Origin of the sequence: Sphaerimonospora cavernae, from assembly GCF_042435035.1 — a bacterium.
In the GTDB taxonomy this organism is placed as follows: Bacteria; Actinomycetota; Actinomycetes; order Streptosporangiales; family Streptosporangiaceae; genus Sphaerimonospora; species Sphaerimonospora cavernae.
Genome location: NZ_JBHMQT010000045.1, coordinates 1 through 15,768 on the forward strand (window position 1 = coordinate 1; position 15,768 = coordinate 15,768).

The window sequence follows — 15,768 nt, forward strand, 5'->3', positions numbered from 1 at the left end:
AGCGGTCAGATCGACGCCGGGCCAGCGGCCATCACGCTCTGCGCACCGGCTGGTTGTTTACGCGCAGTGAAATCACTGGGGCGCAACGCGACGCAGCGGGCGACGCAGGGGCCCCCGACGCCACGGTGGAGCTGTCCAGGGAATTGCACGACCTCCTCGAAGAAGATCAGCGCGAGCCGGTGTTCACGGCGCTGGTGCGCGATCTGGTGCGAATTTCGCGTGCTGACGGGCATGCTGCGGACGCCGAGCGTGAGCGAATCGTGCTGGTCGCAGGACTCGTGTTCCCCGAGTCAGCTGACAAGGTCGTGCAGGCTACCGAACAGATGGTGATTACCGAAGAGGACTTCGCTTCCGGCAAGATCACGACCAGCCAGCTGGAGACCACCGCCAAGGACATCGCTGCCAAGGCGGCTGCGTTCGGTGCCCCGATCGCCGCGGTCAGTCTTGCCGGCAGCGTCGCCGGCCTCAGCGGGGCGGGAATCACCTCGGGTCTGGCGGCCCTGGGGTTCGGCGGCCTGCTGGGCCTGAGCGCGATGGTCACCGGGATCGGCACGGTGGTGATTCTCGGGGTCGCGGTTCATCAGGGCGCGCGTTACCTGCTGGCCACCAACGAGCGTGAACGAGAGAAGCGACGCGAGCATCTGATTCAGCAAGTCATCAAGAATCACCAGCAGGCAATGGCCGAGCTCACCGACGACATCGCGGGGCTCGCTCACCGGATGGAGGCCTACCTCTCCCAGACCACGAGGAACGAAGAGCGACTCGCCACACTGAGGGCTGAGTTGGCAGCCTTTCAGCTGGCCCTGGTGAATCTGCAGACCAGTCAGGAGGCATTCGAACGGCGGGAGCCGCTCCATGTCGGGTGACCAGCTTTCGGCGGCTGCCGCAGTCGTGGCTTACCAGGCCGTCACGCTGACCGAACTGCGGGGCTTGTTCGACCAGGTGGAATTCGACCTCAAGGAGGTCCTCGAACGCGAACTTCGCGTCAGCGACACCCTGGACTCGGTCGAATCCGAGTTCGACGCGGTGCGCGCCCGTTTCCAGGCAATGGGCGTCCTCGTACCTGCCCAAGAGCCCCAGCCGAGCGCAGCGACCACCGTGAGTGTCGAGACACCGAACTGTCCCCGTTACGCCGTGCCCATCGTCTCGACTGATGACGACTTCGATCAGCTCGTCAGGCTTGCCGAAGCCCGGTTGGATCTGTTGGGTATCGATCTGGCCCGGGACCCGCTCCAACAGGTTCTTCCCTCCGGCCAGGTAGCTCGCAGCCTGCGCAGCTACGCCGAGGAACATGGCGACGTCAGCTGGGACAAGGCCGACTGGACGGTCGTCCTGGTCGCCGGAGTCCTCGCGACCCTCCTTGACGTCATCCTCGTCCGCATCCCCCGGGATTCCACCTTCCTGGGCAAGAAGTACGCCGGATCGCCCCTCACCAAGTGGTTAAAGGACCGTGACCGCGCACGAGACATCCACGATCATTTCTTCAAGAGGTTCGAGAGGATGGCCAAAGTTCCCTTTGACGCCTCCACCACGGAGGCCACCGGGGGCCTGGTCAGCGGCATGCGGCCGGATACCCATCGGCTCCAGAGCCTCGGCCACGATCCGGCTCTTGGTTTCCTCGTCGGCGTGGCAGATCTCATGCACGGCACCGGCACCTACATCGACAAGGCAGGGCGACTGGTCCAGGTCGCTACCGACGCCACCCCGATCGACCTGATCAACGCTCTCATCACCCAGGTACGTCATCTGCTCTCGGATGTCTACACTCCTGCCGGGCTGCAGCCCCCGTTGTTCAGCCTGCTTCAGCTCGGCCAGGTTGCTTCCCCGTTCGCATTGTGCCCCTCCGGTGTCAAGGTGCCCTGGACCGACGTCGCCCGCTACATGTATACGAACGGCTATGACCTGCGCCATTTCTTCACAATGGGCATCACTCCTGGCGTCGTGTCCGCGATCATCCGCGGGTACTGGCTTCTCAAGAGCTATGCCACCGGCGGTACCACAGCGCAACGGAAGCTGGAGCACGCCAAACTCACCTCCATGCTGCTACTCGGGCACGCCATCGCCACCTCAGGCACGCTTCTCAAGACCGGACTGCTGTTTGGCATGAACCCGGCCGCCCTCAACTACAACCAGATTCTCGCCATGGCGCCCGCGACCATCGCCTGGTTCAAAGAAGCCATCGCCCGCGACCATCGAATCAATCAAGCCTTGGAGAAGGAATGGGAATTGCTCCTCACCGAATCCGAGAGGCAATCGTGATCAGCCATCTCGACTGGGCGAACTGGCGATCATCTGAGGGCCACCAAGGAACGGGCCAAGTGCTGCCATATCGCGCTCCACCATTCGCCATACCGTGATATGGTAATTGTATGGCTAGCAAGAAGGTAACGATCACGCTCGACGAGGCGCTCGTCGAGGCCATGGGTGCAGCGGCCCGGGAGGCCGGCGTGCCCTTGTCGCGGCTGATTGCCAGTGCTGCGGAGCGCGAGTTGCGGCTACGCCTCGGGCGGGCGGAAGTGGCCGAGTGGCAAGCGGAGCACGGTGCCTTCACTCCCGAGGAACTGGCCGCGGTCCGGGCGGAGATGGCTGCTGCTGACGCCGAGTATCTGGGTGGCACGGGGGCCAGTGCCGCGTGAGCATTCCCTATGTGTACGACGCGGGTGCGTTGATCGCCATCGACAACAACGACCGGCGCATGTGGGCCCGTCACGACCTCGCTTTGCAGGATGGCCGGGATATCTACGTCCCAGCCGTCGTGGTGGGTCAGGCCTGGCGCGATGCCCGCCGTCAGGTCCGCTTGGGCAGGTTCCTGGCAAGTTGCCGCGTCGAACTCGTGGGGCTGGAGACGGCCAAGGCCGCCGGCACCCTGTGCGGCAAGGCCAAGACCGCCGACGTCGTCGACGCCACTGTCGTCGTCATGGCCGCCGCCTTGGGCGCGATCATCTGGACCTCCGACCCTGACGACATCCGCACCCTGGCGGACGCCGCCGATACCAAACCTGCTCTGGCCATCCGCTCCATCTCGTGAGAGGGCATGTCCCGCAGCTGAGGATCATGGGCAATGGCTGCTGCTGGGCACGTGGTTGAACAGGTGTCGGGACAGCATGTTCCGCCAACTGGAGCCGTGGCGTGGCACCAGCGGAGTCAGGTGCGCGCGGGCGCTCCTTGCCGCGGTGTCGTACGTCGGTCGCCTGCGGGGAGCCCGCATGATGGAGATCAATAGGCGTGTCTATGCAGGTTCACATTGCCATTGACGGTCGATAAGAGATATCGATAGGGGCACGGTTGCTGCACATCGCTGCTACTCTCGTGCTGAATTACGAATTCAAGTGGATCTGAGCTTAGCTGTCCATGTGGCGATTGAGCTGGACTGACTCTCGGCGATGGGATGCGCGAACGATCTTCGGTCCGTGAATTGCCTGGATCCCGTCATATCTTCTTGGCCGGCCAATCGTGGAGTGCTCTAGGCTGGAACCCGCACAGGAAACAGCCCTGCTCGTTTTGAAAGGATGGGCCGGGTAGATCCTTCCAGTCAACAACCTCCTTCGCCGGTGGAGGTGCGATCTTCACCTTTACGCCCCAGCGGTAATAGCGAGTGTCGACCACCTCGTGTCGAATTGTCTTGACCTCTTTTCCTTCCATGGTAGGCAGGCTGTCTTTCTCCTTGTATTCCGTAATGAGGCGGATGGGCAGACCTGCTTTATTTAAGAATAGCCTGAAGGAGATAGTGTGTCGATCGGGGTTCATTGGGCCGAGTTCGGCGTACAGATCTTCGGTCCTGAGGGTACCTCGATATTCGCCGGGTCTTACCTGGATCGCCTTAGAGAGGGCGAATTTCAGCCTTTTTGGATGGATTACATCGGCCAGTTGGCTCCCCCGTTGACCATAGTCCTGCCATGATGCATTGTTCTTGCCACCGAAGCGGGTCCAAGGTCTCCCTTCGGGCCTCTCGCCCCATTCGAATGGAGAAACGTAGGTGTATTTTCCCACCTTGATTGCGTGAGTGCGACTGTTGGATTTATCTTCGGAAGAGTCGAAGCCAAGCAGTTCTAGGAGTTGCGGGCTGGACGTCCATCCGGTCGTTAGATCGTAATTGACCGCACCGGATGCATTGAATCCGATACTGCCGTTTGTTGCGACTTTTGTTGTTCCTTTGATTCCCTTGTAGGTAGCTGTTGCCACTTCGGAGATTAGTACGCCATGTCCACCTTTAAATTGGCTTTTTATGGACTGGGCTGGGTCTATTGGATGGGGGATGGCCTGGGCGGGGGTAGTGCCAATGAACAGCACGGCAATTATTCCAGGTGCAACAACAGAAAGGCGCATTGTCTCGCTCCCTTGGGTACATGGTCTGTGCGCGTTAAGCATGAAGCGCCTAGATCACATTGGGATCTCAAATCCAGCGTGAATGTGTCTTCAGGGCCATGGCAATCAGACCCGTACCGCAGGGCCGCCCAGGGTCAGGAAGTGGCGATTCGCAGGTGCGGGCGACTGTCGCCGCGGACCAGACGGGAGGCAACGACGAACAGGCGCAGCCGCAGCCGTTTGGGCTGGCGGACGGGGTGCCGTGCAGGGCGAGCATTTGTATCCAGGCCTGCAGGTCGTAGACCAGCGTGACCACCTCGCACCAGATCTGATTCTGGGGTGAAGTCGTGCAGTGGCAGGTTGCGCAGCCCGCTGTCCTTGGCGGCGCGGATGTGGTCTCACCCCGCGGCGGCAGGTGTTGGCGTCTCGCGGGGACGATTGCGTTCGGCCAGCCGGTCGGAGCAGCTCGTGCCGTGGAACGTCGAGTACAGCAGTCGCCATGGAACGCTTGGTCGCCGCCGGCTCGGTCATCGCGCTCTCCGGGCCCTGGCGGTCATCCGGCGGGGCGGACGGCATAGCCGCCGAGAGAGGGTTCCAGGAGGCCGAAAGCGGCGTCGATGTAGCGAGTGAGAACCGCCGCGATCTCCGGGTCGCCCTGCCCCGCGATGGTACGGCGGAGTGTCTCATCGAACAGCAGCCGGTGGACGCCGCCGAGCTGGGCGGCGGCCACCCGGGGCAGGATGTCGTCGGGCCCGGCGCCGGTCTCCATGGCGAGCGCGTCGGCCAGAGCCTTCTCGCGCTCGTCGTGGAATTCCCGTAGCCGGGCGGTCAGGGCCGGGCTGGCGTCGATCATCCGGGCGAACGCGGGGCCGGAGAAGCCGATGACCGGGTCGTGCTCGGCGACCGCGGCCAGGTAGGCGCGGCGGAGCGAGGCCAGGACGGATTCGCCGGGCGCCCTTCGGCGGACGGTCCGGGCCAGAGACTGCACGAACTCCTCGCCCAGATCGAAGACCAGGTCCTCCTTGCGGGGGAAGTAGTTCGTGACCGTCATCTTGGCCACCTGCGCGGCCTCCGCCACATCGGCGATCGTCACCTTGTCGAAGCCGTGTTCCAGGAAGAGCCGCGTGGCCTGGTGGGAGATGTTCTCCCTGGTCTGCTGCTTCTTCAGCTCTCTGAGTCCCATCTTCTGCGTGCTCACGCACCCACCTTACCTCGAATCAGCCTAAGTTTGGTGTTGACATATTTCTAGGTTGGCCCTAAATTTAGGTCGTGCCTGCCAACTCGCGCTGACATGACCACGGAAGGACATGCCGTTGACCACTGCCGCTCTCGCCGCCCGCCACCCGAAGGGAGTCGTCGACATCGACCCGGTGAAGGACTACCTCAATCAGATCGGGCGCACCCCGCTGCTCACCGCCGAGCAGGAAGTGGAGCTGGGCCGGCGCATCGAGGCCGGCAGGCTCGCCGGGGAGCGTCTCGCCGCCGGGTGCGACGGGCCGTCCGAGCGGCGCGAGCTGGAACGGCTGGCCGCCGACGGCCGCCATGCCAGGAACCACATGGTCGAGGCGAACCTGCGGCTGGTCGTCTCGATCGGCCGGCGGTACGCCGCAGCCGGCGGCGGGCTGCCGCTGCTGGACCTTATCCAGGAGGGCACCATCGGGATGATGCGCGCGGTGGAGAAGTTCGACCACCGGCGCGGGCTGAAATTCTCCACGTACGCCACCTGGTGGATCAAGCAGGCGATCGGCCGCGCGCTGGCCGACCAGAGCCGGACGATCCGCCTCCCCACGCACGTGGTCGAGGACCTCAACCGGGTCAACCGGGCCCGTCGCGCGATGCTGCGGGAGCTGGGCCGCGAGGCCACCGCCGAGGAGCTGGCGGCCGAGCTCGATCTGACGCCAGAGAAGGTCGAGCAGTTGCTGCGGCACGGCCGCGAGCCGGTCTCGCTGCACACCCCGATCGGTGAGGACGGCGCCAAGCTGGGCGACCTTCTCGCCGACGACGCACCGGACCCCGCCACCGAGGTCGCCGATTCCTCGCTTCGCCGCGACCTGGAGGCGGTGCTGGCGACGCTGCCTGAGCGGGAGTCGGCCGTCCTCACCCAGCGGTACGGCCTGGCCGACGACACGCCCCGAACCCTGGACGAGATCGGCCGGACCTTCGGGGTGACCCGGGAACGCATCCGCCAGATCGAAGCCAAAGGCATGCACAAGCTGCGCGAGCCCGCTCGCGCCCGCGTCCTGGCCGACCTCCTCGCCTGACTTTCCTCAGAAAGGATTCCTCCTTTGATTCCCGACCCGATGATCGTGCACCCGATGCCCGCCCACGAGCGGGTGGTCTTCCTCAAACCGCTGGTCAGCTCACCGAACATCGAGGTGGGTGAGTACACCTACTACGACGACCCCGACGGCGCGACCGGCTTCGAGCACCGCAATGTGCTGTACGCCTACGGGCCAGAGAAGCTGATCATCGGTAAGTACTGCGCCATCGCCTCCGGCACCCGCTTCCTGATGGCCGGCGCCGACCACCCGACGATGGGCGTGTCCACCTTCCCGTTCACCATGTTCGGCGGCGAGTGGACCGAACGCACCCTCGACATCGTCACCGGCATGCCCAGCCGCGGCGACACCGTGATCGGCAACGATGTCTGGTTCGGCTACCAGGCCACGGTCATGCCCGGGGTGACCATCGGTGACGGCGCCATCATCGCGACCGGCGCCGTGGTCACCGTCGACGTCCCGCCGTACACCATCGTCGGCGGAAACCCGGCCAAGCCCATCCGCCGCCGCTTCGACGACGCCGACATCGAACGACTGCTACGGGCCGCCTGGTGGGACTGGCCCACCGAACTGGTGACCGAGCACGCCCGCACCATCATGGCCGGCACCCCGGCCGACATCGCCCGCATCGCCGCCGAACACCGACTGGAGAAGAGCCTTTGACCCACGTGACCACCGAAGAGTACGCCGTGGCCGGCCGTGACGCCGGGCCGTACGCGATCACTACGGGACCGGACGGCGCACTGTGGTTCACCATGGTCCACAGCGGCCGGATCGGCCGCCTGGTCCCCGGGGCCGAGCCGACGAGCTACGAACTCGACTCCGGCTGCGGGCCGACGATCATCGTCCCCGGCCCGGACGGCGCGCTGTGGTTCACCGAATACCAGGCGCACCGGATCGGGAGGATCACCACCACCACCGGCGGCGTCATCGACGAGTTCGCGTTGCCCACCCCCGGCTGCGGGCCGTACGGCATCGCCCCGGGGCCGGACGGCGCGCTGTGGTTCACCGAGACCGCCGCCGACCGCATCGGACGCATCACCATCGATGGCCAGGTCACCGAGTTCCCGCTGCCGGTCGCCGGCGCGTTTCCCTCCGCCATCGTCGCGGGAGGCGACGGCGCGCTGTGGTTCACCCTGAACCAGGCAGACGCCCTTGGCCGGATCGGCACGGACGGCGTGATCACCCTCTACCCGTTGCCGACCGAGGCCGCAGCGCCGGTGGGGATCGCAGCGGGCCAAGACGGCGCCCTCTGGTTCGTGGAGATCGCCGCCGGCCAGATCGGGCGGATCACCACCGATGGCCAGGTCACCGAGTTCCCCCTGCCCGACCGGGCCGCCCGGCCGCACGCCATCACCACCGACACCGCCGGCACCGCCTGGTTCACCGAATGGGGCACGGGCCGCGTCGGCTCCATCACCGCCGACGGTGCCATCGCGGTACACAGCCTGCCCACACCCGGTTCCGAACCGCACGGCATCACCCTCGGCCCGGACGGTGCCCTGTGGACGGCGCTGGAAATCGGCGCGCTGGCCCGCATCGCTCCAGCGCAGCCCCCTTCTTCTGACGTCGAGAGGATTTCATGATCCAGCCGACCCCCTTCGAGCCGGGCGCCGAGTTCGACCGGCAGGTCCGTACCCTGATCGACCTCGACTACCCGGCCATGGCCGGACTCGACTCCGCGCGGTTCGACGCGATGCTCACCCCGCTACGCGAGCTCGCCACCCGTTACGGGCACACGACGTGCGATCCGGAGACCGGCCGCGTGCCGTTCCTGCTCGTGCTCACCCGCCAGGTCGCCGCGATCGAGCAGACCATGCCGCGCACCACCCTGCACGGAAAACGCAAACCCGGATTCGTCGATCACTCCTTCGAGCCCGGCGCCCTCGAACGATTCGTCGCCACCCCTGCCGTCGCGCTCCCCAACCAGCACGTCTACCTGCTGTTCGATATCGAGCGCGGCGAGGAGTTCTGCAACGCCGTCCCCAGCGACGCCATGAACACCATCACCGCCAGAGGACGCACCCCGCTCACCATCGAGGAAGGCATCGCCCTTATCACCCACTTCCCCCAGATCCTGGTCAAGAACAAATGCTTCTCCCTTGGCGGCTCCCGCTCCGGCGACCGCCGGGTCCCCGCCATCTGGATCAGCCAGAACTCCCCCAAACTCGGCTGGTGCTGGGAAGGAAACCCCCACACCTGGCTCGGCATGGCCTCCGCCGGCACCCGGCGGACCACCACATAGACAACACCAGGCGGCACGGCGGCTAACCTTCGCTGTCGAACTGGTCGTGTCCCCGCCGGCGTCTCGCCCGTACGACTTCCGGCACGCGGCGGCGCGCCGGCCAGACGCGACGCAAACCTACGGCGCTCTCGCCTGCGGTTTCCTCTGGTCGTCTCGTCGTTGAACCCCGCACCAAGGTGGCCAGGGAGGCACGGCGTGGTGATCACCCAAGAGGCAAGCCCAGTGACCCTTGTGAGCGCCGCCCCCCCGATCGGTCATCTCGACGAAACCCGTTCGTCAGACAACTTGTTCGTTAGCATGTTTACAAACATGTCGGCGAGCAAGCTCGGGGGTTCGTGGTGCTGCCTACCGATCTCAGGGAGATCGTCCAGAACCTTCGGACGCTGGGTGCGGACATCAGCGACGTCGAGGTCAAGAGGGCAGAGGGCGGGCTGCCGAAGTCATTGCGAGAGACACTGTCCGCGTTCGCCAACGGGCACGGCGGGGTGATCATCCTCGGACTCGAAGAGGGACGCGGATTCAAGGCCACGGGATTGGCGGATCCCGCAAAGCTCGCGGCCGATCTCGGCGCGATGTGCGCGGAGGAGATGGAACCGCCGGTACGGGCAGAGATCGGCATCCATGAGTTCGAGGGTCGCCATGTTCTCGTCGCGGAGATCCCCGAAGCCCTTCCCACACAGAGACCCTGCTTCTACAAAGGCGCAGGGATCAGCAAGGGCAGCTTCATCCGGGTGAGCGATGGAGACCGGCGGCTGACCACCTACGAGGTACAACTCATGCTGTCATCGCGTGGACAGCCCAGGGAGGATGAGGAACCCGTGCCGGGCGTGGGCCTCGAATGCCTCGACGCAGCGGGTGTCGAAGCGTTGGTCGCCCGACTGCGCGTCACGCGCCCTTACGCGTTTCAGGGACTTGATCGAGACAGTGTCCTCAGGCGCGCCAAGGTGATCGTCCGTGCGCCGGATGGTGGCGACGCCGTCTCACTCGGCGGGCTGCTGGCCCTTGGAAGCTATCCCCAGGAACACTTTCCCCAGCTCATGATCACATTCGTCTCCTATCCCACCATCACCGGCGCTCCCTTGCCCTCAGGTGAACGCTTTCTGGACAACATCGCGTTTGAGGGACCGATTCCGGTAATGGTCCGAGACGCGCTCAACACGATCCGGCGGAACATGTCTCGGCGCGCCGTAATCGTGGGACTCGGCCGTCAAGACGTCTGGGAGTATCCCGAGACGGCGCTGCGCGAGGCACTCGTCAACGCCTTGGTGCATCGAGACCTGTCCTCAGCGGCGCGAGGCGGACAGGTCCAGATCGAGATGTACCCCGACCGGCTAGTCATCCGGAATCCCGGAGGCCTATACGGCGCGCTCACAGTCGACGATCTGGGCGAGGAAGGCGTCTCCTCCGCACGCAACGCGACCCTGATGAGACTCCTGGAAGACGTGCCGGTCCCCGGCGAGACCCGAACCGTGTGCGAGAACCGCGGCTCCGGCATCCGTGCGATGCTCGACGCCCTGCGCAGCGCCGGGATGAGCCCACCCCGTTTCGAGGACAAGATCTCTCGGTTCTCGGTGACCTTCCCCAATCACACGCTGCTCAGCGCAGAGACGATCGCGTGGATAGCCGGGCTCGAACAGACCGGCCTCACCGACAGCCAAGGGCTCTTCCTCGCCCTCCTGCGGCAAGGCGAAGACGAGCCGATGGACAACAGGTCCTATCGCGAGCACACCGGCGTCGACTCACGCGTCGCGACATTCGAACTCCGGGATCTGGTCTCCCGCGAACTGATCCTTCCGGAAGGAACCGGCCGGTGGACCCGCTATCGTCTGACGGAATATCGATCCACACCGCACCCGCAGCGCGCCGACCGCCGGCAGACGATCCTCGCCGCTCTGGGTCACGAAACGCTCTCCCGCGCCGAACTGTCCTCACGCACCGGTCTCGGAGACCAGATCGTCCGCAGATGGCTTCGCGTCCTGCGTGAAGAGAACGTCATCGAGACCGTCGGTGGCAGCCATCGCAGCCCGAACGTCCGATACCGCCGCGCCCAGCAGGAACCGCTCTTCCCCCCACGCAGTTGAGGCGTTGTCGGCACCTCTGGCAGGTCGGCCAGGAGCAGGTAGAGGATCCCGGCCTGGTCATCAAGACTTGATCGAGGTCCTCCGTGGGAAGGTCGCGGTTCTGCCAACGCAGCCTCAAAACCTACTCCCGGAACAGCCCGTTCCGCCAGCCTGTCCCGCAGCCGTTCGCTTCCTCATACCTGATCTGCACGGATGTGACAGTGGCTATCCCGCTATATCCCGGGACCAGCGGCGTACGGCTGCCGAGAGTGATCTACGACTGCCTAAGATCGCTGGTCGGCTACGGAGAAACCCCAGGTGAGGGGCTGTTTGGCCTGATCAAAGAGTGCCCCCGGCAGGATTCGAACCTGCGGCACCCGCTTTAGGAGAGCGGCGGCCGTACGGCTGGCTCATACGGCATGAGCTGCGCGAACGGTCCACACAGCCCATATCGCTTGCAAGATCATCCCGCACATGTCCCGCACTCGCCAGAGTCAGTATCGGAAGCGACGCGGGACGTGACCGCCTGTTTGCAATCGGGAGCCAGTCATAACGTCGAGCGGCCCTCCTCCCGGTCAAGGGGTGCGCGGGTGTTGCTGTACAGCAACTTGGGCACGACCCGGTTCTACCGACTGACGTCCATAACGATCACGTAGAGCGTGACTGTGCTCATTGGCAAGCGTTGCGCCTGGTAACACCTCTTTCTGATTCTGCGATGCCCTTAGTGTCGCGGGTTTCGAGCTGGTCGGCATTCCTTGCTTGCCCTGCGGCCGCAGTCATCGCCGTCGTAGTGCTTCGCCAGCCTCTGGCACAAGCATTGGGCAAGTGTGCTGAATGAGGGATATCGAATGGACGAGGCGCATCGGGAATCTCATACTATAAGGCCCATCTATGGTCACTTTCTTACAGATGGCCCTTGGTGTAGTAGTATCCTACGTTCTATTTCGTATAATAGTTGACCCTGTTCGCGTAACGTCTCACATACGTGAAGCATGGCCACTCGACAGTAGTGAGGTTCGGCAAATGGCAGCTCCTGAATATACGGGACCTGTTGAGCAGTTGTTGCAGATTAATCGTGAGATCCTTAAAAAAGAGCTCGAGTTGCAACGCACTAAAAGGCAGCGGCTGGCGTTTCGGGCTGGCCTTATGCTCGCACCAACCCTGTTTTTCGCAATCTATATAGCCACGGCGGTGACATGGGGAAAGTTCGATATGCTGCTGATCAATATCATTGCAGTCCCGATAGATATCCTACTTATTGTCGGTGCGATAACCTATGCAGCTAATCGCAGAAGTGGGCGCATTGGGGCACTCAAATTAGTGGGGGACGTCGAACTCGACCTGACTGTTCTACGTGAACGCAGGCGATTTATGGCACTTGATCTCACGCTGACGCTTACTCAGCGCCGGTCCATCTATAAAGATGACACCAATCGGGATATAGAACTTTTTAGGCGAGACAGTCGGCGCTATAGAAGAATCAACAACATATTTCAATCGCTAGTCATTGTAGGCTCCCTGTTCGCCGCCTCCATGAGTAGCCTCGCGGTTGAGCAAGAAAGCTTCCGATGGGCCACTGTTGTTGCGACATTCTTAGTCGGCATATCGGCGGGCTTTACCGGCTATTTCAAATTCAAAGATAGAGGGTTCTATCTCCAGCAAACAGCTGATGCGCTAGAACATGAATGGAGCATCTACGATCTAGGTATAGGTCGATACAAACGCCTAAAGCCGGAGGAAGCGCTCGCTGATTTTGTGGAGGAGGCCGAGAGGATCAAAGCCGAGCAAAGGCAGAGAGAGCAGAATCTCGACCAACCGTCGGACGGTCGCGATTCTGCAAGCCAGCAATAGAATGAAAGTGTCTTGCTGCCCAGCGGTTGGGCCGGCGGCACTACGGCAGATGACCGCCCGGTTGTCAAGGCGGAACAATCACCCTGCTCCGCCTCTGCAGCACGTGGCCAGCGGTGCTCCACGAATCCTGCTGCGTGCTCCTGGTGGCCGACGTTATCGTCACCGTTGTCGTCAGGTCAGCCACCGAGTCGCCGAGTAGGCGTGGGTGGGGGAAGAGGCATGGGTTAGGGAATTGACGTGAACTGACGTCAGCGGCGCGAGCTCATGATGAATAAAAGTCGCTCTCTCTACGCAGACGATCTATGATCGCCCGCGTACCGATTCCCCGTTCGAGTGGCTCTTCGTCGTCCCATAGGATGTGGTCAATCTTCTCAAACCCGATGCCCCAGCGCTCGGTTGCCACCGTGATCGTGGCAATCAAACGACCAGTGACCATCTCGGGGACCTCGGTTAGGAGCGGACCGGCTAAGTGCAGCGAATCAGTTGCCATCTTGATTGCCGATGGCGCATAGCGCATTTCTAGCAGTCGGAGGATTTGCAGCATCTCCACGCTCATGCGGCCAGCGGAAGCTTGTCGCTGTAGCTCACCGCATAGGTCAAGGAAGACTCGCCCCTTCAACGTCGCCCGCGCAAGTGTTGCGCCGCCTCCAAATTGGGTTAGAAATCCGCATCCGAGGAGACGGAGTAGACGTTCTCGGATCGCTCCTGCAGATACACCAAACTGGGCCGCAAGATCCTGGACTCGTAAGTACGGCTCCTGCGCTGTCGAGATCGATTGAAGGAGAGCGAGATGTAGCCCAGCTAGGCCACTGGTACGGACAAAGAATCGCACATCTTCTGCGATAAGATTGCCGAATACGACATTCATGAGGATGTCTCGGCTAACGCTCTCCTTGAGTAATTCGGCAACGAACTCTCGCTGCGCCTCGTCATCGGCATCGAAGTCTTGTGGCACCCAGAAGACCCGAAGCCGATGCGGTGCTACAGGGATACCACTTGTGCGGAAATCCTTCATAACTTCCGAGATGAGTCGACGAGCCTTGACGGTATCTCTAGCGACGTATGTACAGATCTCCGCATCCTGGTCGAGCATCATCGTGCGAAGGTCTTTGTCGATCCCAGCGGTGTGATTCCAAAGGGTCTGACCGACGAGGGGGCGGGACCAGTCGCGCAGGAGTTCACACGCGAAGTCGAACTTTCGCCGCTCCGCTTCTACATAAGCGTAAAGATTCGTATGTGACAGCTGGCTCAGCACGCTCGTGACGCACTCGGACAAGAACTGGTGCTCTGCGGATTCCGTCATGAGACAAGAATAGGGCAGGGAAGGCCCTCTTGTTGAGGGTTCGACGCCCTACGCCTGCTTGTCCACCCGATCGCCGTTGGCCGCAGTCAGCGGCTGTTCGAGGGCACTCCGACCCACGCTGAAGCTGGTCAAGTCGGAAACATTCAACATCGGCGTGCTCAACCTGACCTACATTCCGGACGCCGGCTGAACGACACTCGGTAGACGGCCGTCGGTGGAGAAGCGAAACCCCGTTGACCAATCAAGAGAGGCGGGGGGTTCCGGATGTCGGGGCTACTTCAGCAGTTGGCGGGCCATGACCATACGCTGGATCTGGTGTTGATGCCCTCGTAGATCTGGGTGTTCTCCGCCGTGTTCCTGGCACACCTGGGGCCACCCCCCGATCTAGCCCTTGACCTGCCCGTACGCCTCCGGACGCTTGTCATGGTCTCTCGCTGGCTTACGCCCTCTCACGGAACACCCACGGAACAAGATTGCGATTGCGGTGCCTTGACTCACAATCCGGCGCCGAGCGCCGCGAGTAGACTCGGGACTCCAGGGGTCGGCAGGCAGGCCGCAGGACCTGAAGCCGCGCAGGCGCCTGCTTGCCGACAGTAACGCCTATCGCCTGACTTGAGCGACCTCACCACGGTTCTGGGGACGCGCACTCGTCGGTGGCGCGGGATCTCCGGCCCAACGGGACCCTCTCAGCCGGAGGTATTACTCGTTCGACTGTTGCCGTTTCAAGTAGTCGCGGACATAGTCGATCCACAACTGCCCCGGCACTCGGCCACGGGCTCCCAGCGGTCGGCCGGTTTCCTGCGCCCATTCTCTGACGAGTCTTTCCTGTAGGAGCGTATCGGGCCCAAGAAGCTGCACATGACCTGCCCGGTGCAGCCAATAGGAGGCGGTTACCCGATCGGGCACTCGCCCACTGCCACCGATAATGATTCCCAGACTGCGAGCCCATTCACGAGCGGCCGAGGTATCGGCTCGAGAAATGACGGGTCGCGGCTGTCGCTTAACCTTTTCCTGCAGGCAACCACAGCTTCGAGCTGGGCTATGGGCGCGGCTGAGTGAACAAGCCGGGCTCAGTCTCGATGAGGATGCCGCGGCTGACCAGGCGTTTGAGCTTGGAGCGGATGTTCTCGGTGTTCTTCGACACGATGGGCAGGTCCAGGGCCTGGCACAGATCGCGAGCGCGCAAAGGCCGGTCGAGGTCGGCGAAGACGGTCAGAATCTGCTGGTAGGCGGGGTGGTCGGGAAGCGCGGGAGGTGGTGCGGTCGGCTCGGTGTCGTCTTCACCGGTGAGCGAGATGAGGGTCTTGCGGGTGATCCGCGGATTATCGATCGCCTCGTCGAGCTCGCGCGGTCGCGCGGTGAGTTCGTCGATCCGGGTGCGTGTCTGTTCGGCCTCGCAGGTCAGGGCGGTCTCGCGTGCGTCGATCTTGTCCAGCAGCGGTCTGCTCGTCTCGTGGCCGGTCATGCGCCGCGCCAGGAGGGGCTGGAGGCGCTGGTCAACCGGCGGGCCATCACGTCGCTCATCGCCCAGTACACCCGCGATTCGGAGCTGGCGGGGCGGTGCTCGTAGTCGCGGACCAGGCGGCGGTGCAGGGCGAGGATGCCATAGGTCTGCTCGACGACCCACCGCTTGGGCTGGGGGACGAACCCCTTGTCCGCGGGATTGCGTTCGACGATCTTCACGTCGATGCCGAGCGTGGCGCCGTGGGTGACGACCGCGTTCTT

General features: G+C 63.3%; 15 protein-coding genes, 1 tRNA gene and 2 pseudogenes. 10 read left to right on the forward strand and 8 right to left on the reverse strand.

What is annotated here, in order from left to right; genetic code table 11:
* The 4 genes from ACFHYQ_RS22050 to ACFHYQ_RS22065 all read left to right on the forward strand — a co-directional run.
* A partial coding sequence (locus ACFHYQ_RS22050; RefSeq protein ID WP_446746307.1) for a hypothetical protein occupies positions 1 to 866 on the forward strand: 866 nt, incomplete at its 5' end.
* Positions 856 to 2,259, forward strand: coding sequence for a hypothetical protein (locus ACFHYQ_RS22055; protein ID WP_394303035.1), 1,404 nt, complete (start codon positions 856 to 858; stop codon positions 2,257 to 2,259). The genes ACFHYQ_RS22050 and ACFHYQ_RS22055, both read left to right, overlap by 11 nt.
* 110 nt (positions 2,260 to 2,369) lie before the next feature.
* Positions 2,370 to 2,636 (forward strand): hypothetical protein, encoded by a 267-nt coding sequence (locus ACFHYQ_RS22060; RefSeq protein ID WP_394303036.1) that lies wholly within the window; start codon positions 2,370 to 2,372, stop codon positions 2,634 to 2,636.
* A gap of 11 nt (positions 2,637 to 2,647) precedes the next feature.
* The gene (locus tag ACFHYQ_RS22065; protein ID WP_394303037.1) at positions 2,648 to 3,028 is read left to right on the forward strand and encodes a twitching motility protein PilT; all 381 of its coding nucleotides are present in this window, start codon (positions 2,648 to 2,650) and stop codon (positions 3,026 to 3,028) included.
* Between the two features lie 401 nt (positions 3,029 to 3,429).
* On the opposite strand, the gene ACFHYQ_RS22070 is transcribed toward ACFHYQ_RS22065, so the two are convergent.
* The 3 genes and pseudogenes from ACFHYQ_RS22070 to ACFHYQ_RS22080 all read right to left on the reverse strand — a co-directional run bounded on the left by ACFHYQ_RS22070 (position 3,430) and on the right by ACFHYQ_RS22080 (position 5,503).
* A complete protein-coding gene (locus ACFHYQ_RS22070) occupies positions 3,430 to 4,326 on the reverse strand; it encodes a hypothetical protein (protein ID WP_394303038.1) in 897 nt (298 codons plus the stop codon).
* Between the two features lie 146 nt (positions 4,327 to 4,472).
* A pseudogene (locus ACFHYQ_RS22075) lies at positions 4,473 to 4,703 on the reverse strand (transposase); the annotation flags it as partial.
* 155 nt (positions 4,704 to 4,858) lie between these two features.
* A complete protein-coding gene (locus ACFHYQ_RS22080) occupies positions 4,859 to 5,503 on the reverse strand; it encodes a TetR family transcriptional regulator (RefSeq protein WP_394303039.1) in 645 nt (214 codons plus the stop codon).
* 115 nt (positions 5,504 to 5,618) lie between these two features.
* Here ACFHYQ_RS22080 and ACFHYQ_RS22085 point away from each other — a divergent pair, with 115 nt between their 5' ends.
* The 5 genes from ACFHYQ_RS22085 (at position 5,619) to ACFHYQ_RS22105 (ending at position 10,910) form a co-directional block, all read left to right on the forward strand.
* A complete protein-coding gene (locus ACFHYQ_RS22085; protein ID WP_394303040.1) occupies positions 5,619 to 6,566 on the forward strand; it encodes a sigma-70 family RNA polymerase sigma factor in 948 nt (315 codons plus the stop codon).
* Positions 6,567 to 6,605: 39 nt separating this feature from the next.
* Positions 6,606 to 7,247, forward strand: a complete 642-nt coding sequence (locus tag ACFHYQ_RS22090) for a CatB-related O-acetyltransferase (RefSeq protein ID WP_394303047.1) — start codon at positions 6,606 to 6,608, stop codon at positions 7,245 to 7,247.
* A 5-nt stretch (positions 7,248 to 7,252) separates the two neighbouring features.
* On the forward strand, positions 7,253 to 8,170 hold the full coding sequence (locus ACFHYQ_RS22095) for a Vgb family protein (RefSeq protein WP_394303041.1): 918 nt from the start codon (positions 7,253 to 7,255) through the stop codon (positions 8,168 to 8,170).
* Complete coding sequence (locus ACFHYQ_RS22100) at positions 8,167 to 8,829, forward strand: DUF5701 family protein (protein ID WP_394303042.1); 663 nt, start codon at positions 8,167 to 8,169, stop codon at positions 8,827 to 8,829. The genes ACFHYQ_RS22095 and ACFHYQ_RS22100 overlap by 4 nt, the downstream gene beginning before the upstream one ends.
* 338 nt (positions 8,830 to 9,167) lie before the next feature.
* Positions 9,168 to 10,910 (forward strand): ATP-binding protein, encoded by a 1,743-nt coding sequence (locus tag ACFHYQ_RS22105; protein WP_394303043.1) that lies wholly within the window; start codon positions 9,168 to 9,170, stop codon positions 10,908 to 10,910.
* A gap of 326 nt (positions 10,911 to 11,236) precedes the next feature.
* Here the strand turns inward: ACFHYQ_RS22105 and ACFHYQ_RS22110 are convergent.
* A tRNA-Arg gene (locus ACFHYQ_RS22110) sits at positions 11,237 to 11,308 on the reverse strand.
* 604 nt (positions 11,309 to 11,912) lie between these two features.
* Between ACFHYQ_RS22110 and ACFHYQ_RS22115 the strand changes: the two genes are divergently transcribed.
* Positions 11,913 to 12,740 carry a DUF4231 domain-containing protein gene (locus ACFHYQ_RS22115; protein ID WP_394303044.1) on the forward strand — a complete coding sequence of 276 codons (828 nt, stop codon included), beginning with the start codon at positions 11,913 to 11,915 and terminating at the stop codon, positions 12,738 to 12,740.
* A 262-nt stretch (positions 12,741 to 13,002) separates the two neighbouring features.
* On the opposite strand, the gene ACFHYQ_RS22120 is transcribed toward ACFHYQ_RS22115, so the two are convergent.
* The 4 genes and pseudogenes from ACFHYQ_RS22120 to ACFHYQ_RS22130 form a co-directional block, all read right to left on the reverse strand.
* Complete coding sequence (locus ACFHYQ_RS22120; protein WP_394303045.1) at positions 13,003 to 14,043, reverse strand: hypothetical protein; 1,041 nt, start codon at positions 14,041 to 14,043, stop codon at positions 13,003 to 13,005.
* A 699-nt stretch (positions 14,044 to 14,742) separates the two neighbouring features.
* Entirely contained in the window at positions 14,743 to 15,117 is a 375-nt protein-coding gene (locus tag ACFHYQ_RS29435) for an Lsr2 family DNA-binding protein (RefSeq protein WP_512701474.1), read from the reverse strand.
* A complete protein-coding gene (locus ACFHYQ_RS22125) occupies positions 15,083 to 15,508 on the reverse strand; it encodes a hypothetical protein (RefSeq protein WP_394303046.1) in 426 nt (141 codons plus the stop codon). The genes ACFHYQ_RS29435 and ACFHYQ_RS22125 overlap by 35 nt, the downstream gene beginning before the upstream one ends.
* Positions 15,505 to 15,768, reverse strand: a pseudogene (locus ACFHYQ_RS22130) (IS5/IS1182 family transposase); the annotation flags it as partial. The pseudogene ACFHYQ_RS22130 and the gene ACFHYQ_RS22125, both read right to left, overlap by 4 nt.

Excerpts from the sequence above, each read along its gene's own strand:
- ACFHYQ_RS22100 (WP_394303042.1), top strand. The coding sequence starts at position 8,167 with ATGATCCAGCCGACCCCCTTCGAGCCGGGCGCCGAGTTCGACCGGCAG.
- ACFHYQ_RS22120 (WP_394303045.1), bottom strand. The coding sequence starts at position 14,043 with ATGACGGAATCCGCAGAGCACCAGTTCTTGTCCGAGTGCGTCACGAGC.
- ACFHYQ_RS22115 (WP_394303044.1), top strand. The coding sequence starts at position 11,913 with ATGGCAGCTCCTGAATATACGGGACCTGTTGAGCAGTTGTTGCAGATT.
- ACFHYQ_RS22090 (WP_394303047.1), top strand. The coding sequence starts at position 6,606 with ATGATCGTGCACCCGATGCCCGCCCACGAGCGGGTGGTCTTCCTCAAA.
- ACFHYQ_RS22070 (WP_394303038.1), bottom strand. The coding sequence starts at position 4,326 with ATGCGCCTTTCTGTTGTTGCACCTGGAATAATTGCCGTGCTGTTCATT.
- ACFHYQ_RS22055 (WP_394303035.1), top strand. The coding sequence starts at position 856 with ATGTCGGGTGACCAGCTTTCGGCGGCTGCCGCAGTCGTGGCTTACCAG.
- ACFHYQ_RS22125 (WP_394303046.1), bottom strand. The coding sequence starts at position 15,508 with ATGACCGGCCACGAGACGAGCAGACCGCTGCTGGACAAGATCGACGCA.
- ACFHYQ_RS22060 (WP_394303036.1), top strand. The coding sequence starts at position 2,370 with ATGGCTAGCAAGAAGGTAACGATCACGCTCGACGAGGCGCTCGTCGAG.